Origin of the sequence: Parasutterella secunda (assembly GCF_016901835.1) — a bacterium.
Taxonomy (GTDB): domain Bacteria; phylum Pseudomonadota; class Gammaproteobacteria; order Burkholderiales; family Burkholderiaceae_F; genus Aphodousia; species Aphodousia faecavium.
This window is the reverse complement of the sequence record NZ_JACJKX010000017.1, coordinates 1-24341: the sequence shown is the minus strand read 5'-3', so window position 1 is coordinate 24341 and position 24341 is coordinate 1. Positions and strand designations below refer to the sequence as shown.

The 24341-nt window shown below is 49.9% G+C and carries 19 protein-coding genes; 5 read left to right on the top strand and 14 right to left on the bottom strand.

The window, feature by feature from the left end; all coding sequences use genetic code 11:
- Positions 1-57 precede the first annotated feature (57 nt).
- Genes dcuC through H5985_RS08200 form a run of 3 tightly spaced genes read left to right on the top strand, consistent with a single transcriptional unit; the run spans position 58 to position 3262 of the window.
- A complete protein-coding gene (dcuC, locus tag H5985_RS08210) occupies positions 58-1425 on the top strand; it encodes a C4-dicarboxylate transporter DcuC (RefSeq protein WP_205050831.1) in 1368 nt (455 codons plus the stop codon).
- 17 nt (positions 1426-1442) lie between these two features.
- A complete protein-coding gene (locus tag H5985_RS08205; RefSeq protein WP_205050830.1) occupies positions 1443-2723 on the top strand; it encodes an amidohydrolase in 1281 nt (426 codons plus the stop codon).
- 5 nt (positions 2724-2728) lie between these two features.
- Positions 2729-3262 carry a MarR family transcriptional regulator gene (locus H5985_RS08200; RefSeq protein ID WP_205050829.1) on the top strand — a complete coding sequence of 178 codons (534 nt, stop codon included), beginning with the start codon at positions 2729-2731 and terminating at the stop codon, positions 3260-3262.
- Between the two features lie 95 nt (positions 3263-3357).
- On the opposite strand, the gene hydG is transcribed toward H5985_RS08200, so the two are convergent.
- The 5 genes from hydG to H5985_RS08175 all read right to left on the bottom strand — a co-directional run bounded on the left by hydG (position 3358) and on the right by H5985_RS08175 (position 11585).
- Positions 3358-4776, bottom strand: coding sequence for a [FeFe] hydrogenase H-cluster radical SAM maturase HydG (hydG, locus tag H5985_RS08195; RefSeq protein ID WP_205050828.1), 1419 nt, complete (start codon positions 4774-4776; stop codon positions 3358-3360).
- A 267-nt stretch (positions 4777-5043) separates the two neighbouring features.
- The gene (locus H5985_RS08190) at positions 5044-6000 is read right to left on the bottom strand and encodes a phosphatidate cytidylyltransferase (RefSeq protein WP_205050827.1); all 957 of its coding nucleotides are present in this window, start codon (positions 5998-6000) and stop codon (positions 5044-5046) included.
- Between the two features lies 1 nt (position 6001).
- Positions 6002-6595, bottom strand: coding sequence for a lysophospholipid acyltransferase family protein (locus H5985_RS08185; protein WP_205050836.1), 594 nt, complete (start codon positions 6593-6595; stop codon positions 6002-6004).
- 125 nt (positions 6596-6720) lie between these two features.
- Positions 6721-7527, bottom strand: coding sequence for a carbon-nitrogen hydrolase family protein (locus H5985_RS08180; RefSeq protein ID WP_205050826.1), 807 nt, complete (start codon positions 7525-7527; stop codon positions 6721-6723).
- A 17-nt stretch (positions 7528-7544) separates the two neighbouring features.
- A complete protein-coding gene (locus tag H5985_RS08175; RefSeq protein ID WP_205050825.1) occupies positions 7545-11585 on the bottom strand; it encodes a YhdP family protein in 4041 nt (1346 codons plus the stop codon).
- Between the two features lie 164 nt (positions 11586-11749).
- Here H5985_RS08175 and glnE point away from each other — a divergent pair, with 164 nt between their 5' ends.
- Entirely contained in the window at positions 11750-14569 is a 2820-nt protein-coding gene (gene glnE / locus H5985_RS08170; RefSeq protein WP_205050824.1) for a bifunctional [glutamate--ammonia ligase]-adenylyl-L-tyrosine phosphorylase/[glutamate--ammonia-ligase] adenylyltransferase, read from the top strand.
- A gap of 44 nt (positions 14570-14613) precedes the next feature.
- Here glnE and H5985_RS08165 read toward each other — a convergent pair whose 3' ends face one another.
- Positions 14614-15693: an NAD(P)/FAD-dependent oxidoreductase gene (locus H5985_RS08165; RefSeq protein ID WP_205050823.1), complete on the bottom strand. Its 1080-nt coding sequence runs from the start codon at positions 15691-15693 to the stop codon at positions 14614-14616.
- 196 nt (positions 15694-15889) lie between these two features.
- Here H5985_RS08165 and H5985_RS08160 point away from each other — a divergent pair, with 196 nt between their 5' ends.
- A complete protein-coding gene (locus tag H5985_RS08160; RefSeq protein ID WP_205050822.1) occupies positions 15890-16591 on the top strand; it encodes a hypothetical protein in 702 nt (233 codons plus the stop codon).
- 39 nt (positions 16592-16630) lie between these two features.
- Here the strand turns inward: H5985_RS08160 and H5985_RS08155 are convergent, their stop codons facing one another.
- The 8 genes from H5985_RS08155 to H5985_RS08120 all read right to left on the bottom strand — a co-directional run.
- On the bottom strand, positions 16631-18139 hold the full coding sequence (locus H5985_RS08155) for a beta-barrel assembly-enhancing protease (protein ID WP_338124964.1): 1509 nt from the start codon (positions 18137-18139) through the stop codon (positions 16631-16633).
- A 143-nt stretch (positions 18140-18282) separates the two neighbouring features.
- Positions 18283-19617, bottom strand: a complete 1335-nt coding sequence (locus H5985_RS08150; RefSeq protein WP_205050821.1) for an AMP-binding protein — start codon at positions 19615-19617, stop codon at positions 18283-18285.
- Between the two features lie 5 nt (positions 19618-19622).
- On the bottom strand, positions 19623-20465 hold the full coding sequence (gene menB / locus H5985_RS08145; RefSeq protein WP_205050820.1) for a 1,4-dihydroxy-2-naphthoyl-CoA synthase: 843 nt from the start codon (positions 20463-20465) through the stop codon (positions 19623-19625).
- A gap of 25 nt (positions 20466-20490) precedes the next feature.
- Complete coding sequence (locus tag H5985_RS08140) at positions 20491-21459, bottom strand: Bug family tripartite tricarboxylate transporter substrate binding protein (RefSeq protein ID WP_205050819.1); 969 nt, start codon at positions 21457-21459, stop codon at positions 20491-20493.
- A gap of 21 nt (positions 21460-21480) precedes the next feature.
- Entirely contained in the window at positions 21481-22374 is an 894-nt protein-coding gene (locus tag H5985_RS08135) for a hypothetical protein (protein WP_205050818.1), read from the bottom strand.
- A 9-nt stretch (positions 22375-22383) separates the two neighbouring features.
- Positions 22384-23049 carry a LuxR C-terminal-related transcriptional regulator gene (locus H5985_RS08130; protein ID WP_205050817.1) on the bottom strand — a complete coding sequence of 222 codons (666 nt, stop codon included), beginning with the start codon at positions 23047-23049 and terminating at the stop codon, positions 22384-22386.
- A 188-nt stretch (positions 23050-23237) separates the two neighbouring features.
- The gene (locus tag H5985_RS08125) at positions 23238-23456 is read right to left on the bottom strand and encodes a helix-turn-helix domain-containing protein (RefSeq protein ID WP_239481726.1); all 219 of its coding nucleotides are present in this window, start codon (positions 23454-23456) and stop codon (positions 23238-23240) included.
- Positions 23457-23549: 93 nt separating this feature from the next.
- A partial coding sequence (locus tag H5985_RS08120) for an RNA-guided endonuclease InsQ/TnpB family protein (protein ID WP_205050815.1) occupies positions 23550-24341 on the bottom strand: 792 nt, incomplete at its 5' end.

The following is a 24341-nucleotide window of genomic DNA, read 5'->3' as shown; positions in this document are numbered from 1 at the left end:
GACGGCGTCTCTTCTTTTTTAAATCATTTCTATTTTTTCTCTTGTGAGGGCTAATCAATGCTCGAATTAATTATTTGCGTTGTGGCACTCGTGATTGCCGGTTGGGCTATTGCGAAAAACTACGATGCTAAGGTTGTGCTTTTTGCCACCGGTCTTATCCTGTTGGTCATTGCGATTTTGCTTGGCCACCCGGCCGTGAGCGCCAAGGCAAGTTCCGGTTTGAGCTGGGTTGATCCGTTTAAGGCCGTTAAAGACCTTTTCGTGAGCCAGTACTCCAACGCCGGCCTCATCATCATGACGCTTTTCGGTTTTGCGGCCTATATGTCGCATATCGGCGCCAATGACATGGTGATTCGCGTCTTGAGCAAACCGCTCGAAAGAGTGCATTCCCCGTACATCTTGGTCCCGCTCGTTTTCTGGGTCGGTACACTTTTGTCCATCATTATTCCGAGTGCTTCCTCTTTGGCCGTGATTTTGATGGCAACGCTCTATCCGGTGTTGCGTGCGGCTCGTATGAGCATTTTGACCGCAGCCGGCGTGATTGCCACAACCGCTACGATTGTTCCGACACCGCTCGGTGGCGACAACGTGGTGGCTGCCCGCGTGTTGGGTTTTGAGCACGTGGTCGACTACGTGTTCTATCACCATGCTCCGATTACAATTCCTGCTTTGATTATCATGGGTTTTGCTCACTATTTCTGGCAGCGTTACATGGATAAGCGTCAAGCCGGTAAAGTGACCGCCGAAATCGATGAAAGCAAACTTAAAAACCGTGACCTCACCGGTGTGCCGACTTATTATGCGTTGTTCCCGGTTTTGCCCTTGATTCTCGTGATCTTCTTCTGGGCTTGCTTCAAGCACGCTAAGGTCGGTTTGGTTGAAATTACCGTTTTCTGCTTTGCACTGGCTTTCATCTGCGAATTGATCCGCAAGGGCGGTTTAAAGCAAGGCATGAAAGATGCCAACCTCTTCTTTAAGGGAATGGGTGAAGGTTTCTCGCAGGTCGTGGTACTGATCGTTGCCGCCTCGACAATGGTGGCCGGTCTTCGCGCCATGGGCATGATCGATATGATCTCCAACTCCATCTCCGGTGTGGAAAACGCGAGCGCCGGCCTCATGTTTGCCTTCTCCGGCATCACTGCCTTGATCACCTTCATCAGCGGTTCCGGCAACGCCGTCTTCTACAGTTTCATTGAATTGATTCCGTCGATTGCTCAAAACGCCGGTATTGATCCGATCATGGTCGCCTTGCCGATGCAATGCACCTCGAACTTGATCCGCTCGGTCTCGCCCGTGGCTGCTGTGATCATCATTGTGGCAGCATCGGTTCGCACCAATCCTTTGGAAGTGGTCAAACGTACTTCTGTGCCTATTTTGGCGGGATACGCTGCGGTTTTGGTTATATCGTTTATTCGCTATATCTAATTTGAAGGAGTTTTGTCATGGCATATTTGGAACCGATCTCTCAAGAGTGGCTTATTGCCAAGCGCCGTGAAATTCACGCCTGGCCGGAACCGGGTTGGTGCGAGTTTGTCTCCAGCGCCCGTGTGATCGAACACTTGGAAAAGTTGGGTTTTAAGGTCCTCTGTGGCTTGGAAGTCATCAACAAAGACTATATCCGCGGTGCAATGAAGCAGCAGATTGCTAAGTTCCGTGCTGCGGCTCAGGATAAAGTCGATCCGAAGATTCTCCAACGCTTGGACGGTGCAACGGGTGTAGTCGGTATTTTAGAAACGGGTCGTCCGGGACCGACAATCGGTTTTCTTTGCAACTTGGATGCATTGCCGGTGACCGAATCCACCGATCCGGAACATAACCCCACCAAAGAAGGTTATGCCTCTCAAATCCCCGGCTACATGCACGCATGCGGTCACGACGGCCATCAGGCTGTGTTGATGGGTTTGGCTTCCTGGCTTGCTGCCAATAAGGACCAATTGTGCGGTACGGTTAAGTTGATTTTTGAACCGGGTGAAGAAGGTTCTCGCGGCGGCCGTCCGTTGGCTCAAAGCGGTATTGTGGATGACTTGGATTATCTCTATGTCGGACACTTGGGATGTGATGTTCCGGGCGGTGAAGTTGTGACGGCTCCGGAAAAGTTCCTCTGCACGACCAAGGTAGACTTCCGCTTTAAAGGCACTCCTTCACACGCTGGTATGCAACCTGAAGTGGGTCGCAATGCTTTGATGGCTGCTTCTACGGCTAGCCTTGCTTTAATGGCTATTCCTCGTCACGGTCAAGGCATGACCCGTGTGAATGTGGGCTACTTGCGTGCAGGCGAAGGCCGCAACGTGATTGCTTCCACGGCAGAAATGCAAGTTGAAGTGCGCGGCGAAACCGAAGCCATCAATAACTACATGTTTAATGAAGCAGAGGCCCGTGTTAAGGGAGCAGCAGCCATGTACGGTTGCGAAGTCGAAAGCGAAGTGATGGGTGAAGCCATCGATTTTATCAAGGACGATGAAGTTCAGAACAACTTCGCAGAAGCTGCCAAACAAGCCAAGTATTGCACCAAGGTTAGCGATACAATGAACTTCAACGGCAGCGATGACGCAACGGTTTTGATGCGCCGCGTGCAAAGCAAGGGCGGCAAGGCCGGTTATGTGGTCGTCGGCTCTGAATTGAAGGCCGGTCACCATCAGGCGAAGTTTGAATTCGAAGAATTCCGTCTGCAGGAACTCTTTGATATCTATCACTACCTGGTGATCAAACATTTGGGAGCTTAATAACAGTGATTGACGATTCCAGCAGAAATCTCAAGGACTTTGTCGATTCCTTGGAAGAAGAGTGGAAGGCTCAGGTGCCGACTTTGAGCACCGAGCCGATTTCTGTCGTCGCGCGTCTTGTTCGTATGAGCTATTACGTCGAGCGGCGTGTGGCAGAAAACCTGGCCCGATTTGACTTGACTCGCGGAGAATTTGAAGTTTTGGCGGTGTTAACGCGCAATCCCGATACGGTGATTACGCCCAAGATTTTGCAGACCAAAATTTTGATTACCTCCGGTGGTCTTTCCAATCGCATCCGTAAGCTTGAAGAAAAGGGACTGCTTGAACGCTTCCCGGATACGAGCGACAGACGCGGCGTGATTCTGAAAGCAACGGAAAAAGGTAAAGCCTTGACGCTGGAAGCCGTCAACTCTCACGTGGAAGTCGAACGTCAGTTTGCCTCCTGCTTAAATCATGATGAGCAATTGGAATTGGCCCGTTTGCTCAAACACATGATTTTGTCCCAGCAACGTGAGTTGAATCGCAACAGCTTACGCTAAAGCTTAGCCCGCCTTCGGGCGGCTTTTTCTTTCCCAAAAAAAGGCAGCCACAATAAGCTGCCCAATCTTGGGAGAGAATTTAGTTTTTCAAGGCATTAGAAGCGGAAGTCGCGTTCACCGTCCTCAATTTTCTGCAAACGAATGACGCTGGCTTTCCGAATCTTTTCGTGCACGATCTTCGGAATTTCCGCTTCGATTACTTTTTGCGCGGCCTCGCGTGTGGCGGGACGAGCGTAGTCTTCGGCGTATTCTTTAAGCGTCATAATGGCGTTGGCTTGACAGTAGGTGGCAATTTCGCCCGTTTTAGCCAATGACATGAAGCGATCTCCCGTGCGTCCTGCACGATAGCAGGCCGTGCACCAACTCGGCAGGTAGCCACCGTCTAAGAGCCATTTCACCACTTCGTCCAATGTGCGTCGGTCGCTGGTTTCAAACTGAGCGGAATTTTCTTCCTTTTCTTCTTCCAGAACATAACCGCCGACACTTGTGCGAGAGCCACCGCTGATTTGAGAAACGCCCATTTCCAAACACTTGCCGCGCACACGAGGCGACTCTCGGGTAGAAATGATCATGCCGGTATAGGGTACCGCCAAACGAATGAGAGCCACGATCTTTAAGAACAAGTCATCGGGTACGGCATTGGTAAAGGTCGCGGGATCCACGTCATCGGCCGGACAGATACGAGGCACACTGATTGTGTGCGGGCCCACACCCCAAGTGGCTTCCAAGTGTTCGGCGTGCATGAGCAGACCGACGAAATCGTAACGGTACAAGGTCAGGCCGAAAAGGACCCCAAGGCCCACGTCGTCAATGCCGCCCTCCATGGCGCGGTCCATGGCTTCTGTGTGGTAGGCGTAATCGCTCTTAGGTCCTTTCGGATGCAAGAGCTTGTACTGTTCCTGGTGGTACGTTTCCTGAAAGAGCTGATAGGTTCCAATGCCCGCCTCATGAAGTTTTTTGTAGTTTTCAACGGTGGTAGCGGCAATATTGATGTTGACGCGCCGGATGGCCCCGTTTTTATGTTTGATCGAATAGATGGTGTTGATGCACTCGAGAATGTATTCAATCGGATTGTGGCGCGGATGTTCGCCTGCCTCAAGCAACAGCCGTTTGTGTCCCATATCTTGAAGTGCAATGACTTCACGTCGGATTTGTTCTTGAGTGAGCTTTTTACGAACAATGTGCTTATTTTTGGCGTGATAGGGACAATACACACAGGTGTTCACGCAGTAGTTGGAAAGGTAAAGCGGAGCAAAGAGCACGATGCGGTTGCCGTAAATGTGTTCTTTGACTTTTTTGGCCGTCGCAAAAATCTCATCGTTTAAATCTTTTTCTTCGCAAGCGAGCAGCACGGCGGCTTCTCGGTGAGTCAGACCTTTAAAAGCCTCGGCCTTTTGCAGGGCGGCTTTGATGTATTCGCGGTCATGCTTATGTGCTTCGGCAAAAGCAAGCGTCGCCTCAATTTCTTCGTGGTTGATAAATTCTGTGGCGACTTTGGATTTGGGGTCGTACATATCGGATCTCCGAAATAAAAGAAGGTGAGATTCAGTGTATGCCTAAAAAATTCTGAATAAGACCCTCAAAACTTGATTTAGATCTAACAAAAGTATAAATATTTCAATAAATAAGCTGTATTTTTGCTAATTAAACCCTCTTTAGAGGTATTAATACCCCTAAGGAGGGTATTAGAGAAAGATGCCAAAAAACATCGTTCCGGAAAGGAAAGAATTCTGTTTTGGAAAGAAAAAGAGAGGCTCCTGATCGAGGAGCCTCGGAAGAAATTACCAAATGGCCGAGAAGTAGGCCTGAGTAATGTGATAGTAGATCGGGGCTGAGAACATCAGGGGTGCCAGGCGCTCCAGATTGCCTCGGCCAAGGTATTTATCTCCGTCCATAAAGCGGCTGCCCAACGAGCGCTTCACAGAGGCGATGACGATATCGCCCACAGTGCCCGTGACGACAATCACCACGGCCATGACGAGAGCTTGCCATGTTCTGAAAGGCGTCATCCAGAAAAGGGCGTAACCCACCAAAATGGTGATGGCTCCGCCTATCATCATGCCTTTGATGGTTTTATGAGGATTGTCTCTGAGGGTCTTGCCTCCGAAGTAGGAACTCGCCATCACCACAAAAAGATCGCCTAAGAAAACGATGAGCAGGTAAAAAAGCAAAAGCAAAGACGGGCTCGAACCGAATCGGGTGATATCAAAATTCATTAAGGCCGGAGCGTGGCTGATACAGTACACGCTCAGCATCAAACCCCATTGAACCTTGGCAACGCGTTCAAGAAAACGATCGTTATCAGGTCTGAGAGACATCAATACAGGCAACAGCAGGAAGAGGTACACCGGAATAAAAACGGTGAAAAGCCAGTATCGATCAAGCCAAATGAGCACGTACTGCAGCGGGATGACGATGTAGAAAGACACAACAAGTGCCCAGTGATCGGACACTTTGGTCGGAGTCAAGGCCACAAATTCTCGGAACGTGAAAAAGCTCACGAGTGCGAAAACGACCAACAAAACGCCTTGGCCGGCCCAGAAGGCCAACGTAAAGACGACAATGAGCCACCATCCCATTTTTACGCGAGAATTGACCACACGGATGCGTTCGATCTGTTCAGGCAAGGTGGTTTTACGGATCGCCCATTGGCAATAGCTCGTCCCGAAGGCGGCTAACAAAACCAATACCGTCAGGATGAGCGAATACGTTTCTTGTAATGTAATACCTAACCGCATGCTACGCCTCCGAAAGTTTGATCACCGCTTCTCTGGCTCTCGTGAGGAACTCTTCCTTCGGATCGTCAGGGCTAAACGGCAGGGGGGCACCGAAACGGATGGAGCAGACCGTGGGCACAGGAATCAACGCTCCCTTAGGCATGGCGCGGTAGAGGTTTTCAATATAAACCGGGATTAGTTCCACATTGGGGAACTCTCTGGCCAAACGCCAGATACCGCTTTTGAATTCACTCGGAATGGCCTGAGGTCGACGAGTGCCTTCCGGGAAAATAATCATCGACGAACCCTCTCGCAGGCAGTCGCGCAGAGGCTCAAGAGGATCGGCGTGCTCGGAGCGACGGCGATCCACCAACACCACATTTAATTCTTCAATAGCGATTCTGCGTCGGATGGCTCCCTTGACCCAATAGTCTTTGGCAGCAACCGGTCGCGTGTGCGAGCGCATCTCTTTGGGTAAAGAAGACCAGATAACGATTGTGTCGAGATGGCTCGTGTGATTGGCAAAATAGATGCGTTGCTTGTCCGACGGAGAGCTGCCGATCCATTGGGGATAGGCACCCACCAAAAGACGCGTGAGCAACACAATGGGAGTCATTAATCGAAACAAAATTTCAACCCCTTATAGGACAGCGGTTTTATAGTGCCACTGTAAAAAAGAACTCGTTACAAACAACAATAATAATGCAATTGCAGGCGAATCGTTACGTCAGCCGCCATTAATTAAAGTGTGCGGCTTTTGAGAGCCGGCAAAATATCTCGGGCTTGTTTAATCCGATTTTCATACACTTCGGCAAGCAAGACGCCTTCACCTTGGGTGAGCTCGGCAACGGTGGCACCCCACGGATCAATCAAAATGCTGTGCCCCCATGTTTGACGTCCGCTTTCGTGCACGCCGCCTTGAGCGCAGGCAAGCACATAGCATTGGTTTTCAATGGCACGTGCTCTCAGTAATGCATCCCAATGGGCGCGGCCCGTAAAGGTCGTAAAGGCCGCAGGTAGCGTAATGATGTCCGGTGTATCGAGCTTGCGAAACAGTTCCGGGAAACGTAAGTCAAAGCAAACCGAAAGGCCCACCTTCCAGACGCCTTCCCAAGTTTCAATGTTAACGGACTTCACTTCTTTGCCGGCTTGAGTCGTCTGTCCTTCGTGATAGCGCTCCTCACCGCGCTCAAATTGAAAGAGGTGAATTTTGTCGTAGCGGGAGGCCACTTCGCCGTTCGGATTGTAGACAATACAGGCGTCGATAAAGTGTTTGTCGTCATCGGCTTTAAGCGGGATGGTACCGGCCACAAGCCAGATTTGAGCTTGTTTGGCCGCTTCACTCATCGCTTGTTGCACAGGGCCCTTTCCGAAGTCTTCGGCCATGTCCAAAAGTTCCTGATCGGATTTGGGCATCAGGGCAAAATATTCCGGCAACACCACAAGTTCGGCACCGCTTTGCGCCGCCGAATCAATGAGTGCCCGCGCAGTGGACAGATTGGCTTGAATATTTGTTCCTGAAACCATTTGACAAGCTGCAATTCGCATGACAATTCCTTTCTTTTTTAAGGAGCTCGGGAAGAGGAGCCGGAGACTGTCTTTTCTCCTACTTTCGTGATGACCGGTTCGTACAGAGAACCGGTAATTTCATACTCTGTGCTCAGTAGGTTCGATAACGGAGCCTGCAGAGCCAATTGAGCGATAAAACTGCCGACGCCTAAGATGGGATTGGCAACGGCCAAAGCGAGGCTTGCCCCGCCTAAACTGATATCGGGTAAAACAGTGATTTTATTGTTTTGTGTCATATTGTTCCAATCGATTGTTCCCTCTCCCAGGATGGTGGCTTGAGGGCCGATGAGACGAAACGAATTGGACTTCATCACTCCGTTTGTGATCGTATTGTTGGAAAGAATGCTATCAAATACAAAACCCTGTCCTACCACGTCTCGGAAATCAAAGGTCAGTCGTCTCAATAGTGTCTGCATAGACAATAAAGATAAGAGACGACCGGCACCCGGTTCAACCTGCAAAATTTGTCCTGAATTTAAAGTAGTGGAAACCGTTCCGTTCAGGCTTTCCGTGTTGAAATCCACCGGTGCACCGTTCCAGGTTAAATTCGTATGCAACTGGCCGCTACCGTCGTTGATGACGTGAGCCAATTTGAAGCGTTCAAGAAGTTCGCCCAGATCTCTTACGTCAAGCGTGGCTTCCAGTTGTGTACGGGAATTTTTTCTATGTCCGGCATCCCATACACCGTTAGCAGAAAGCGTTGCCTCAGCGTTTGAGAGCGTGAAATCTTTGAGTTTCCAAAGTGTAGCGGGGCCCTTACCTTCATTTTCAGCCCATACACTCAACGAGCCTAATTCATAGTCCTGGTAGCGCAAATCATTGATGGTCAATGCCACAGAGGGCAATGACTGAGTTTCTTTCGGAGCAGCCTGCATGGCCTTATCGACAATTTCCGGTCGAGGAATATGCAGATAGTCGAAATTGGCCGTCAAGAGCGGATGCGACTGGTGAGTCCGAGGCGTGTAATTAAATTTGGCTTTAGCCAGGGTGCTTGAAATATCCCCGCTCCAGGCGCCTGACGGATAGGCCTGAGCATTGACTCGGACGGTGTCAAAATTCAGTCCCCGGTAACCCAAGCGCCCTATATTGACGTATGTCCGGTTCAGGTTCAATTCTTTCATGTCGCGCTTGGGATCGGTTGACAGTTTGTCATTGGCCTGATTGAGAATATTTTCCCAATCTTCCCATTTAAGCGAGGGTGTCTGCACATAAAGTGCAAGCCCATCGACTTGGGGTTGACGATCCAATCGTTTGCCGACGGATAAAACACCGCGTTGGGCTTTGAGCCCCTTATCAGTATCCCGATAGTGCAACTGCAGACCCAATACGTCGGCCAGGGCGAAGTTCATTTTGGATGCACATCGCTCGGAAGTCAGACAAGGTTCGAAGTCAAAACGCAAGGGCCAGGCGGCTTCGGATGATTTGTTAAAGGGAGCGGGCGCATTGGCTTTAAGACCGACGAGATCACTCGTTACATGAATTCTGACTCCGTGATCGATTTCAACAACGGTATTGACCTTAGCCGTTCCTTCTGTATGAGTCAGAAGCGAAGCAATGGCCGGAGATTCAATGATTTTGGCGGCTGCTTCAGGGGTAGCAGCGGCTGAGAAGGCCTCAATGAGGATTTTGCCTTTTTCATCCGTAGTGATTTGGCCGGTTGTCGGGCAGCCGTAAACATTCGCACTTAAATCCGACCCCCAGACACCTTTTTCTGTAAATGTGACTTGTCCGCGGGCAGCGCTCAGCTCAGGCACATTTTCCATTTTGATGGTGTTTTCACTAAGCGAGACGACACCGTTGACCTTGGTATTGGCAAGATCGGTGATCGGGATGGTCAGCGATAAATCCAAAGAGGCATCCCCGGTTGCCGAGGTGCCAATAAAGGGATTGCCGATCATCGCAGAAACCGGACTTTCATTGACCCATTGAGCCATGTTCAGCAAAGGAGCCTGACTTTTACCTTTGATTAAAAGAGGTAGGCCTTCTGCCGTGTAACTCGGAATTTCGGCTGTCACGTCCGATAACGTGGCTCCCATCGATTGAGCACTGTCGGCTTGGATATAAACAGACATTCCTTCAAAGAGCATTTGTCCGTTGATTCGGTCAATGACGGGCCATTGTCCGGGAATCCACTCGCCGTTTTGGTCTCGGCGGTGACTCGGGACGTAATCGAGTTTGACGTCTCGCGCTTTACCGCTGATGCGGAAAATATAGCCTTTATCCTGTTGATTGACGTAGGGGAACTGACGCAGCGGTCCGTAAAGATCCACTTTACCGTTTTGTGCAATGCCGCCTTGAAGCGCTGCTTTGAGCCAATCGTTTGTCGGTTTGCCGCCGGCGACGATCGGAATAAATCGGTGAGCAGCAGAGGCTCTTAAGTAATGAAGGTCCCCTCTGACTTCGAGCGTGCCTAAGTCTCCCGTGTCATACCACCCGCCGTGAACCTGAGCAGAGGCATCAGAGTTGGAGACAAGAAGATTTTCAACTTTGAATTCCAACTTGGGGTTTCTGCTCCAAGAAGCCTGCATTTGCAGAGTATCCAGACGAAAGTCTTTTTCAAAGAAAATGCCCGGAAAGCTCAGTGAACAATCTGTGGAATTAAGCGTCAGAGTACCGCCATTGTTACTGCCGGTGAGCGAACCAGAAAGATTGGAAAATCCCAAACGGTTGTAATTTTCTTCTTGACTGGCAATGTGGTCTTGAACCGAAACGCCGTTAAAGCTAGCTGAAAACTCAAACGAGGTGGGTGCATTGATCTGCCCTTGCCATGAACTTTGGAATCCCTCAATGGTTCCTCTTGCGCGCATGTCTCGGATGGTATTGAGCGCTTCTTCAGGAATGGGTAATTGCAGGCCGATTGTTGTGAGAGCTTCCAAATCAAAAGATTCAATGAAGAGCGTACCGTCTGAGAGATTTCTGTCTTTCCATGTACCCTGCAAGGTGGCATTGCCCAGATAATAGGGATCTTGACCGATCGGTTTAATACTTAGGTCTTGGGTGCTGAATGTGAATTGATCACCTTCAAGTGTTTCGATCAAACGTCCTTGCAGTTTGTCAACACGAATGGGATCATCGTCGGGCCGCCAGCGCATGCTGACATCTTCAAGAGAGACGTCAGCGGTCAGTTTGGTCAGTTTCAGGTTGTCAAAATCAAGCCAGACCTGAGCCTGACCGAGACCATCTTGTAAAAAGTGATCCAAATTGATGCGATTGGCGATTCGCCCGAAATCAATGGAAGGAATGGAGGCAAAAATTGTGCCGTGCAATTTCCCCAATCGGGAGTCGGAACCGAAGTGACGTTCTCTGAATGTGGCTCGAATGTCAATCGGTGTTTTGTTTTCGCGGATGGCCGTCGACTGCAGGCCGAATTTCCAGGCGATCATGTAACGGTGCAAAACTGCGTTGGTGTTATGCAACAGCACCGGACGCGGACGCTCGCCCGTGAAATCAATGTAATTGAAATCACCGTCAACAATTTCCAAATGCTCCTGAGCCAAAACCCAATCGAGCACCTTATTAGCCGTAGCGCCTCTTGAACCGGTTGCAGGTTTGTCGGAAGCGGAGGTGTCAACACTAAAGCCCGCAATATTGAAAGTACTTTCGGTTAATCGCTCGACATTCAGGCGTGGACTGATGACAACAAGGCGAGAGAAAGTCGGTTGCAGTGTAAAAAAGGAGGATAAAGAAAAGGTTGCCTGCAATTTCGGCAATCTCAGCGAGGCATGATGACCCGGACGTGAAAATGTCACGTCAGTGAGCGTAATTCGGGGTCTGAGCCACTCCCAATCGACATGAATGTCATGTGTGGAGATTTCAATACCGGATCGCTCTTCAAGATAAGTTTCCAGTTTCGGGTAAAACGTTTCAATGTTGGGGGCAACCCAAAGTCTGACCGCGAGCAATGCGGTCGTTAAAAAGAGATACGCACACAATAAGACCCACCCTGCCAGGCGCAAAATAACCCGCAACCGAGAGGGGCGAGTTTTGCGCGGCAGTCCGACAGAGTGTTCTGAAGTTTGAGAGCGTGATAGTGTCAAAAGAAGATGCCGGTTCCGTTAAATCGAAAATTTCCAAGTCCCCATGAATTTTAATGGTTTGAGCGTTTCGAGTGGGCAAATTTCCAAAATTTTTCCTCTGAAACTTTTCGAAAAATGTCTGCGCTTCGCTAAACTGTTTGAAGCGTACTTTCTTGGTGTAGAAAATGTCCCGATTATCCATCTGCGATTTACCTCGTTATTCATTTTTCCTCAAACGCGCTTTAATGGGCGCTAAGCCCATGGCTGATGATTCTGAGCGCCTGAGTTGGCTCTCAGAGTTGGCAGCCGCCCCTTACACTCGGGATAAAATGCGGGCCTTTTTACAAGGAGCAGAGAATGCGGAAACGCTTTCTGAGCGGCTTCGTCTATTAAGACGAGAGATGTTGCTCACGGTTTTATCTCGTGATGCAACGGGTGCGGCCGATTATTTTGAAGTCGTACGGACCATGACGGATTTGGCCCAGGAGGCCGTCAGTCGTATGGTGCGGGTGCAGGCCAAGGCGCTATCGGAGCGATTTGGCGTTCCCTGCTCTGAAAGTGGTGTGCCTCAAGACTTGCTCGTGGTGGGAATGGGTAAGTTGGGCGGCGAGGAACTTAACGTCAGTTCCGATATTGACTTGATTTTTGTCTATGACGAGCAGGGGCGTTGCCGACCCACTTCGACTTGTCCGAATCCGAGACGGGAACTTTCCAATGCCGAATTTTTTGAACGTTTGGCTAAAAAGGTTATTCCGGCATTGTCTGATATTGAAGGAGCAGGGTTTGTTTTTCGTGTGGACATGCGCTTGCGTCCCAATGGGGATTCCGGGCCCATTGTCATCAGCAACGATATGCTTGAAGAATATCTGTACGTACAGGGGCGGGAATGGGAGCGCTTTGCCTGGCTCAAAGGTCGTGTGGTCAACGAACCGGTTTTTACCGATCAGGAAACGTTCGATCAACAATGCAAGAACCTCTACGATGTGGTGCGTCCTTTTGTTTTTCGGCGTTACGTTGACTTCAATGCAATCAGTGCTCTATCCAATCTTCACAAATTAATCCGTTCGGAGACGCAAAGACGCGAGGCAGGAAAAGAGCTCGGAATTGATGTGAAACTCGGTCGGGGCGGCATTCGGGAAATCGAATTTATCGCTCAGACTTTTCAGGTTATCCGTGCCGGTCGTGAACCCCAGCTGCGGGTCAAGGGAACGTTAAAGGCATTGCAGTTATTAGAAAAGTTTGGAGTCATGAAGGCCGAGCAGGTGACTCAGTTGTCCGAAGCGTACATTTTCCTAAGAAATCTTGAGCACGCTATACAGTACATTGACGATCAGCAAACGCATCGATTACCGCCTTCAACTGAGCAGCAGCAACAGGTAGCGACGTTGATGGGATTGGAGCCCGAACAGATGATCGGGCGCCTCATGAATATCCGAGAGTACGTAGCAAGGGTTTTTGACGGCATATTCCAGGTCGACCAAGAACAAAATGAAGATGATGACTGGCCGCAAGGCTGGAGCGTCGGCTATGACCAGGCGCAAGAAGCGTTGGCCGCAGAGCTTTCCCGGATGGGCTACTCGCAAACCGAGCAGTGCGCGGGGCGAATTTTGCAGCTTATGGGGTCGAAATTTTTGGCGGCGCAAACAGAATCAGCACGCTCTCGAATGGCCCAGCTAGTCAAACGGATTTGCGGTTTGTGTCCTGAGCTTGCCGGTGATGATCAGGGAATACCTGCCGAGGTGATTCTGACACGCTTTTTGACGCTTTTGGAAGTGATTGCCGGGCGAAGTACCTATGTGTCGTTACTGATTCAGTACCCGAAAGTGTGCGAGAAGGTGGCGACGGTTTTAAAAACCAGTGCATGGGCGGCAGACTATCTGACTGCTCATCCGATCGTTTTGGATGAACTTGTCGATGAACGTGTCAGTGAACTCGACAATTTCTCCCCGGTTGACTGGAGCGCTTGGCAAGACGATTTGTGGGAGAAGCTTCGTGAGGCCGAGTCCGATCAGGAAGCTCAGATGAATCTGTTGCGCGATGCTCATCACGCGGCTGTCTTTAAATTATTGATGGCAGACTTAGAAGGCCGCTTTACAGTGGAGCGCCTGGCCGATCAGCTCTCAGCTTTAGCCGATGCTGTACTCGAAATGGTCATTACTTTAGCTTGGCAAACGATTGCTTCCAGACACTGTGAAGTGCCGAAATTTGCCGTGGTAGCCTACGGAAAATTAGGTGGTAAAGAATTAAGTTACGCCTCCGACCTTGACCTGATTTACTTATACGATGATCCGAGTCCGGAGGCGAGCAAGAACTACACCCGCCTGGTCCGTCGGATGATGAGTTGGCTCTCGGTGCAAACCTCTTCAGGTATTTTGTTTGATGTGGATTTGCGCCTTCGTCCCAATGGAGAAAACGGTCTGGTGGTGTCGTCTCTGGAAATGTTTAAGCGCTATCAGCGAAATGAGGATGGAACCGGTGCCTGGCCTTGGGAACATCAGGCTCTCACCCGCGCTCGGTTTTGCGCCGGAGACCGAGAAATCGGAGCGGCTTTCGAAAAAGAACGTGAAGACATTTTGCGATTGGCACGTGACAAAGAAAAGGTGTTTAAAGACGTGAGCGAAATGCGGGATCGAATGCTTCAAGGCCACCCCAACCCGACCTCACTTTTTGATGTCAAACACGACCGAGGCGGAATGGTTGACGTGGAATTCGCTGTTCAGGCCATGGTGCTTGCCTACTCACATGAACACCCGGAATTGGTCAATAATTTCGGCAATATTTTGCTTCTGGAAATGGCCGCAAGAGCCGGTTTGATTGATGAGCAACTGGCTCAAAAGTGTGTAGCGATTTATCGGGATTATCGCTTCATCCAAAGAAAACACCGTCTGGAATTCGGATCAGGCCCCGTGCGCGTCAATCGAGGTGAACAGCGTGAAAACATTGAAGCGGTGCTTGAGCTTTGGAAGTCGGTATTCGGAGACACTGGTCCTCAAAGAACGCATTAAAAACGGGGCGCAATTCAGCGCCCCGAAAACAAAGTCTTTTGACTTTAATCGAGCGTTGGCGTTTCCACACCGAGCACCTTATGCAGTTTCGGAGATGTGGTGGTGTATTGCAGCAAAGTCTTTTTCTCCGGATGCACGATTTCAGAGGCAGCAAAAGCAGCCAGTGCACACTCATGGAAGCCGCATAAAATCAGCTTCTTCTTGCCGGGATAGGTATTGATATCGCCGACAGCGAAAATGCCGGGGATTGATGTCTGGAATTTTTCGGTATCGACCACGATTTGCTTGCGGTAAATCTCCAAGCCCCAATCGGCAATCGGTCCTAATTTCGGAGTCAAGCCGAAGAAAACGAGTAAGTGGTCAAGCGGCATGCGACGCACGACGCCGTCGTCGCCCGTGACACGGATCTCGGTGAGCTTACCGTCCTTTTCTTCAAAGCCGGAAACTTGTCCGACTTCAAATTGCATTTCCCAGTTTTCACAAAGTTCGCGCATCTTGGCAACAGAGGCCGATTGTGCGCGGAATCCGTCACGGCGGTGAAGCAAAATGACGCTCTCAGCCTTACCGACTAAGTTAAGTGTCCAGTCCAAAGCCGAGTCGCCGCCACCACAGATGACAATATTTTTACCGTAAAAAAGTTCCGGGTCCTTGACCTGATAGTGCAGCTGGGTGCCTTCAAACTTTTCAATGCCGGGCACGCTCAGGCGCTTGGGTTGGAAACTGCCCACGCCGGCGGCGATAAAGACGGTCTTGGTCATAAAACGCGTGCCCTTATCGGTTTGCACGAAAAAGCGACCGTCTTCTTCTTTACGCACCACCGTCACTTCTTCACCCAAGTGGAACTGTGGTCCGAAGGGATGGATCTGTTTTAAAAGATTTTCGGTCAATTCCCGAGAAGTACACACGGGCAGAGCCGGGATGTCATAGATGGGCTTGTGTTCGTAGAGCTCCATGCATTGACCGCCCACCATTTTGAGGGAGTCGACAACATGAGCTTTGATTTCCAAAAGGCCCAATTCAAACACTTGGAACAAACCGACGGGACCGGCACCGACGATCACGGCGTCGGTTTCAATAATTTCGTCTGTTTGCGGAGCAATCGTCAGATAATCTTCAATAGCCATAATGATTCTCAATTGGATAGAACGGCAAAATTATACGAGAGTTTGTTGTCGCTTTGAGCGTTCGGTCGTAGCCAAATTGTCACAGGTTATATCATTTGTGATATGAGACAAAAGATTTCTTTTGAACTAAGGAAAAAACTCATGTCTCGAATCTATTTTTCCTTTACTATGGGTGTATGAGCAAAAGGAGAGAAAGATGCTCGAGCAAAGTATCCTTGACAAAATCGTTGATTTTTTTAAATCCCTCGGTACCAAAAAGGCCAGTGGCGAACCGATTGATTTAGGTCGCCCTAAGCATGATTGGGAGTCTGAAGAAAAACAGGTACAGATTCGCCATGATGCGCCGGTCAATATTGAGGGTGAACCCGGTTCCAAGAAGGACACGGTGATTGAGTTGACAAAAGAGGAAACGCAACCAGCTCAAGAGCCCGAGGCGGAAAAATCACAACCAGCAAAGACCGTGGTGGCCAAGGTTCGTCCTAAGAGAACGTATTGTCCTGAAGTGGAAGCCTTGCGTGCTCAGTATGTGTGGCGAAAATTAAAAGCGGAAAAGGCACTAACTGTTCAACCTTTGCCAGAGCCGTTTTTCTTTTTGACGGCGGGCAATCAACCGGTAGAAGCCAGTAAGCTTGAGGTGTCATTCGTAAAAGAATTGCTCACCAAAGCCGCCGAAGCGGGTATTGAAAACAAATTTACATTTAGCCTGTCTTCTACAATGAGCGTAGTGGTTAAGTACAAAAAGAAAATGGTGGGCCGCGTATATCTTCACGGCAAAAAGCATCGCATGACATTCAAGATCAACGGCAAGACCGTGCGTGAAGATAATATGAGTCTGGCAGAAACCAAAAAGTTGATTCCGATTTGGATCGGTCAGATCAAGGATTCTCTGACTGCCTAAGACAACGACGGCCGCCTCAAGCGGCCGTTTTCCATAGAACTAGCGGTTTTTGGCTTTTTCTTCCGCAATGATATCGGCTCGTGTCGAGCGCAATTTCCCATCGACCTGACTCATGGTGTAGTAGTCGCCGTCGTTGGCCTGCTGAGCAAGGTTATATTGATATTCAGCGGCACGTTTATCGCCTTGTGCCAAATACATATCGCCCACAGACATGTAGTGGCGACTCATTTGTTTGAGCGCGCGGTAGCAGCGGGCATTGATGGCGTGGTAAGAGGGATTAGATTGAGTCATGGCCTGCTGGGTTCGCATGAAACGCAGCGTATCGTTATAACGCTTTAAATCAAACAACTGGCTTGCATACAGTTTGACGGCCATCTCTGAGAGCGGGTTGTTGCTGACAAGGCGTTCAGACATCGCCAGAGCGCTTTTTTTCTCTGTTTGGTTGCCGTATTGAAAAATCGTCTCCGATTGATTCTTAAGCAAAATGGCGTTGTTGCCGCCAAGGCTCACCGCTTGATTGGCGTATCGAATGGCATCGCTTTTTTGATTGAGTTTGCGGCTGACGACAGACAGACCGTAGGTCAAAGCCGTCTTTTGGCGATTGGTTTTTGCATTTTGCAAATCCTGCTTCATTTCTTTGGAAACCTGAAGCCATCCGTCGTATTTGGTCTGCTGGAGCACCCGCATGCGTTGCTGAATGAGCGAAAAGTCCAGTGAATCGTTATGCGTACGGGCACCGAGCTGTCTTGTACGGTTTTCCATATCGCTGATACGTTCAACTGTCAGCGGGTGGGTCAGCAGGTAAGCGGGTGCAGCCGCTTCGTAGTAGCGGTTATTTTGTCTCAGGCGCATGAAAAAGTTTTCCATGCCCTTGGGATCAAAACCGGCTCGAACCAGTGAGGTGAGTCCCACGCGGTCGGCTTCTCGTTCCGCACCTCGGGAGTAACTCAATTGGTTTTGGATAAGGGCAGCCTGACCGCCTACGGCTAGAGCAGTCGCGGCTTGACCGCTTCCGGCTCTGGCCGCTAAAAGGGCCAGTAAAAACGAACCGATGGATAAAGCGGCACTGCCTTTTTGCGCATCAATCATGCGCGCAATGTGGCGTTGACTGACGTGACCGACTTCGTGAGCGATAACCCCTGCCAGTTCACTTTCATTTTGCGCCGCAATGATCAATCCCGTGTGTACGGCAATAAAGCCTCCGGGAATGGCAAAGGCGTTAAGCGACGGATCAATGAGCGGATAGAAAAAGAAATTGTAGGTGTGAGTGTCGGAAACGCTCACGAGTTTGTAGCCCAGACGGTTGAGATACTCCAGCGTTTCGGCATCGTTTAAATAACTGGGATCATCGCGAATCTGGCGCATCATCTCTTCGCCCAGTGCCTGTTCTTCAGCCGGAGAGAGTTCCGTACCGGCTACCGCCCCCATGCTCGGCAGATTCAGATTGAGTGATTCGGTTGCCAAATCCTGTGCGGCCATGGCTCCTGCCACCGGAGCCAGGGCAAGATGAGCGCAGAGAATTTGAACAAGCAGACGTTTGATGACCACGGTAAACACTTAACGTTGAAGTAACGAACTAATCTTAACGACAGCTCTCCTTCTTTGAGAAGCACTGTTGCAAGTCAAAACAATTTTCAATTTTTCTGTCAATGCAGACGCTTCAACGGACTGCACGACAAGCTCAATTTTTTTCAGTGTTTGTAGTGCAGCGCCGTCAGTGTGTAGTTTTGTAAGACTTCTGCCCGTCGGTCTGGTTTGTCGGCGGCATTGAGCGGAATCGCTTCAACAAAGACAATTTTTCTCGGGCACTTATAAGCCGAGAGCATTTCTTTGCAGAATCGTCTGACATCTTCGGGCGTGGGATGCGTGCCTTTTTCCGGAACAATCAAAGCGCAGACGATGGCACCCCATGTTTCATCGGGCTCGCCCAATACCAATGCTTCCTTGATAAAGGGGGAGCGAGTGAGCATGTTTTCCACTTCAAGAGGATAGACGTTTTCTCCGGCGCTTAAAATCAAATCGTGTCGTCTGGCATGAACGTGCAAGACACCGTCCTGATCAAATTCGCCCAAGTCTCCCGTATCAAACCAGTCACTCTTTAACGCTTTTCTACCCCAGTAGCCAGGCGTATTCATTGGACTTTTTACCCAGATCTGCCCCTCACGAATTTGTACTTGGGCACCGGGAATCACTTTGCCGCTGCCTTTGACCAGATCATATCGTTCGGCGTACGGTGTCATCACCACGTGAGAGCAGGTTTCTGTCATTCCGTAGGTGGTTACGATAGGAAGCCTCTGTTGATGAGCTTTTGCCAGTAATTTATCGTTAGCCGAAGAGCCGCCCAATAAAATGACACGAAGTTTTTCAGGCGCTTTCCAGTCAGGATAGGTTTCAAAAATTTTCGCGAGCATCGTGGGCACAATGCTTGTGATCGTCACCTTGTCATCGGTCAACGCTTTAACAAAAGACTCGGGACTAAAGAGCGGAGAAATCGCAAGCGTTTTGCGTGCCGCAAGGCACCGGGTGAGGATGGACAGACCGCCGATTCGGGTGACTGACATACAAAGTTGCCAACAGTCATGATCCTCCCAGCCGAGATTGGTTTCACTCGCTTTAGCCGATTCCCAAAGCATTTTACGAGTGATGATCGCGGGTTTGGGCAAACCCGTTGTGCCGGAAGTAAAAAGAACTGCAGCTGTAACGTCTGGCAACGGATCGTCAATTTCACGAATGCTTTGTAAAAGCACGTAGCGCTCGGCGGCGGTCAGCTTCGGGTGAAGCATCAATGCAGGGATTCTCAACTCAAGGAGGGCATAAATCAGCACAATCGTTTCAATTGTGTTGGAGCCCTCAATGATCATGGGACGACCCGCACCCGGCAGCACATTTTCCTTTCGCAACCGCTCAATGGTGTTGCGGGTGAGCGTAGCCAATGTCTCGAACGTGTAATCGACACCGGCGCGGCGAAGCCCGATCAGTGTCGGGCATTGCGCCGCCGCTTCAAAAATACTGAATGAATCGGACATCTCGTTTAGGGCAGACGCGGGAACTTGGAGAAATCCGGGTGACGCTTTTCAAGGAATGCGTTTTTGCCTTCTTTACCCTCTTCGGTCATGTAGTAAAGCAACGTGGCATTGCCCGCTAACTCTTGGATACCGGCCTGACCGTCACAATCAGCGTTTAACGCAGCCTTCAGGCAGCGAATGGCGATGGGGCTGTTGGCAAGAATTTCCTTACACCACTTCACGGTTTCGATTTCCAGCTCTTCTAACGGGACGACGGTATTGACAAGACCCATTTGAAGGGCTTGTTGGGCATCGTACTGACGGCAAAGGAACCACATCTCGCGAGCACGCTTTTGGCCGATCAGGCGAGCCATGTAGGAGGCGCCCCAGCCGCCATCGAAGCTCCCCACGCGGGGACCCGTTTGTCCGAAACGGGCATTGTCGGCTGCGATCGTCAAGTCGCAAAGCATATGAAGCACATGGCCGCCGCCGATTGCGTAGCCTGCAACCATAGCGATGACGGGTTTCGGACAGGTGCGGATCATGCGCTGGAAGTCTAAGACATTTAAGCGAGGCACACCGTCGCCTCCCACGTAGCCGCCGTTGCCGCGAACCTTTTGGTCACCGCCCGAGCAAAAGGCGAGGGGACCTGCGCCCGTCAAGATGATGACACCGATTGCGGGATCTTCACGGGCATCACTGAAAGCCTGACACAGTTGTTGAACGGTTTCCGGTCTGAAAGCGTTTCTGACGCGGGGACGATTGATGGTGAGTTTGGCAATCCCTTCGGCTTTTTCATACAAAATGTCGGAAAATTCTCCGGCTGATTGCCAGTCCAGTGCTTTTTTGATTTCAACAGTGTCTTGCATTTTTAATTCCTCATAAAAAACGCCATCAGTCTAAAGAGGTTTGAGAGGTTTTAACAAGTTCTGCCCACTTTTTCTTTTCAGCAGTCAGAAACAGACGGAACCCTTCCGGTGTACTCTGCACAGGATACGCACCGCGAGCGATCAAGTTTTCTTGAATTTTTTCATTGGCAAGCGTTTTTTTAATCGCTTCGGATAATGCCTTCACAATCGGTTCGGGCGTACCTTTGCGCACGACAATTCCATCCCAGGCAAAAAGTTCATAGCCCGGTACACCGTTTTCGGCAATGGTGCGCAGATCAGACGAAAGGTTGTACGAGTGATTGGCGCCTAAGCCCAAGGCAGTAAGGCGCCCTGCCTGAACATGAGGCCAGACATTGGGTGCGACGTCAATCGTAAAGTCAATGCGACCGGCTAAAACATCGGTGATAGAGGCCGCTCCGCCCCGATATGGGATATGTTCAAGGGGCAGATGCGTGAGGTTGCCAAGAAGAACACCCGCCAAGTGGCTCGTTGTGCCGTTACCCGCAGAGGAATAGGTGAGGGGTACAGAGCTTTTTTGTGCGTAGGAGAGAAAGTCTGCCAGAGTCTGCACCTTGATCCGCTTGGAATTGACTGCCATGACAAGTGAAATTTCAGTCAAACGGGCTACCGGTTCAATGTCTTGATCGACGTTGTAGCCGACCTTCGGATATAAAACCGGATTAGTCCCCAAGGTACCGTTCGTAACGTAAATCAAAGTACGGCCGTCGGCTTTTTCTCTAAGGGCCATTTCAGTGCCCAGGCTGCCGCCCGCACCTGCGCGATTTTCAATGATGATTTTCTGACCGATATTTTTCGACAGTTCTTCTGACAGTGTCCGGGCAATAATGTCGGCGCCCCCGCCCGCAGGGAAAGGGACAACGAGTTTGATGGGTTTGCCTTGCGGCCACTCGGCATGCGCACTTAAGGGCAACGTCAGGGCAAACGCAAGAGAAAAAATTCCGATGCTTTTCATGAAAAAAATCAAATTGAAGGATTAATAACGGTAGCCAAATACAATCGTGATGGTTTGGGGATCGGCTGAGGTTTGCAGTGAATCAACGTCCAAATTCGCAAGACACTTGAGATCTTTTACGCTAAGAGATCGGGAGTTTTTGGCAGATAACTTCAAATGCAATCCTTCTTGAGCTTGAGTGATATCGAGCGTCACGTTTTCGGTTAAGGCACAAAGTCGGACGATTTTCTGACTGATTGCACAGACACTCAGAAGGGCACGAGCAGCGACTTTTTGTTCGGTCTTGCTCGGTTGTATTCTTACTTCAAATCCGGTGAGCATTTCGGTGAGTTCTTGCGCTTGATCGTCCGTTAATGAGAGCGGCCTCAGACAGTCAAGGAAGTGCTCGTTATCGATTAATTTAGGCTTTTCACGTAGCAGCGAAAGAAGGGCTTGACAGGTTTTGTTATCGGTACGGCTTTTCGGCGAGCGCAAAAGAGCCTGATTGACTCGGGCGCGAAGCAGATGCCCCAAAAAATTGATACTGAGTAATCCTGCGGCTAAAGCGAAGGCGACATCGGTTGTGCGGGACTCATAAAGCGTATCCAGAATGAAGCCCGTTGCAACCAAAATACAGGCAGCGAACGCTCCGGCCCACCGAATCACGGATTGAGAGCGCATGACCGCGGCCGAATAACTCAGGCAGATGACTAAAAATAAAATAAGCGAAAGGCTTTGCGCAATGAGATTGAGTCGGGAGAATGTGTCTGTATTGATCCACCAGGCCCAACTTAAAAGTGCACAGGCTGCGCCCAATCCGATCACTCGGGTAAGATGGGCATGAACTTTGGTGCGATGAGCCATGACGGTGGTGAGCGCAAAGGCGCACACAAGAAAAAAGACGGTCAGTAATCGCTCAAGGACAAAGAGAGTCATAGGAAAATTTTAGGAAATAAGTCCCATCTGAGAGGCTTCGTAGACAGCTTCGCCGCGGGAATGAACCTGAAGTTTGCGGTAAATTTTTTTGATATGAGCCGTAACCGTATGAGGAGAAATCGTGAGAATGTCACCGATTTCATTAAAGCTCATGCCTTTGGCAAGCAGCTGAAGAATCTCCGTTTCCCTTTCCGAGAGAGGATTGGTTTGCACAGCAGCGGGTTTTTCAATGCTATGGCTGTTGTAGGTTCTGAGCGCCCGCAAAACGCTTTTAGCCACGGCAGGACTGACAGGCGAGCCCCCCGCAGCGAGCAGACGAATGGCAGAGATTAAATTGTTTTCAATTTCCGATTTCAGCACGTAACCTGTGGCACCGGACTCAATAGCACTGACGACGTGAGGATCATCATTGGCTTGAGCCAATACCATAATGTCGACATTCGGAAGCTTCTCGGCTGTGCGTCGAATCAACTCAAGGCCGAACCCGTCAGGCAAATCCAAATCGACTAAAAGCGTGTGAAACTTAAACTGTGACACTAAAGAGTCCGCTTCGCGTCGGGTGGTGGCAGAACCGATGACATGAATGTCGCCGAGTCCCTCAAGCGTACGCTCCAGACGAAAACGCACGCTCGGATCATTTTCAACCAAAATGACTTTAATTTGATTGTCGGTCATAAAAACTCGATAAGGGAAACAATCTCTGGCAAATAAAACGAGGGAAGAATTGTATCAGCTCAGTGTTCCGTACAGATAGCAAAGCTGTGATGTATTCGGGTTAATGCAGAAAGAATGCTCCAATATCTTCCGTCGCTCAATAGGACTGCTAAGGCGTCATGAGCCCGACGCTTTAGCAGGACGAGGAATTATTCGAATTTCAGTACGATCGTTTTGCCCAAGGCTTCGGCGTACTTCTGCAATGTTGTCATCGAAGGATAAAGCCCGCGATTGAGTTTACCTTCCAGGCGGGCAACCGCCGGTTGAACCGTTCCCATTCGCTTGGCCACTTCCATCTGCGTGAGCCCCAGCTCGAGTCTGTAGGCCAACAGTTGACGGGTTTTTTCTTTATCAAAAGTCGTAACCATAGTTCGTTTCTCCGCTTGTTGTTCTTTTAAGAAGTGTTTTTCACTCTTTGACATCCTCCGTCGTCCTGAAGGGCGAGGATTCCCTGCAAAAGGTTAGGTTTCGCAAGGATGGTTCCTGTTGCTGATGAGTTGCTCGTCGTTACCGGCGTGCTCCCCATTCACTTCACAGGCGATCCGCTTTTTATCGTGTGCGGTCGGGCCAGCCCGGCCCTTCTTCTTCACGTTAATTGCTCCCACTACATCCGCATTGTCTTCGTAACCACACCGCACGCAGTGAAAAACTGCCTGCTTCGGGCGATTCTTTGAATCACAATCGCCACAATGAGGACAGGTCTGCGAGGTATATTGCGGAGCAACCGTTATCAATAATCCACCTTCCTTTTGCAACGCCCACTCCAAGCTCCGTCTGAAATCGTAAAATCCAGTGCGCAAAATCGAACGGTTTAAACCGCTTTTTTGCTTCACGTTCTTTCCCGGATTCTCAACGGTACCCTTCGCACTTTTCGTCATATTCCTCACACGAAGATCTTCAGCGTACACACAGCCGTACTCTTGCGCGAGTATGTACGCCGTCTTCTTATGGAAATCTTGACGGATAAGACGAATTTTTTGATGAGCTTTTTGCAGCCGGTGGAGCAGTATCCTGCGTTTACGGCTGGGATGGTGTTTATCAAATGCCTCAACTAATTTCTTTTTAGCGAGTTTCTTTCTAGAGCTCGCGTTTAGCGAAAGTTGTCGTTGCAGTTTGGCAATTTTGAGTTCTTGAGCCTTAATTACCTCAGTATTGAGATCAAAGAACCGTCCATCACTGGTGGTCACAGCATGAACAACACCCAAGTCGATCCCGACATCAAGGGTTTTCATTGCCGGTTGTTCAATTTCGAA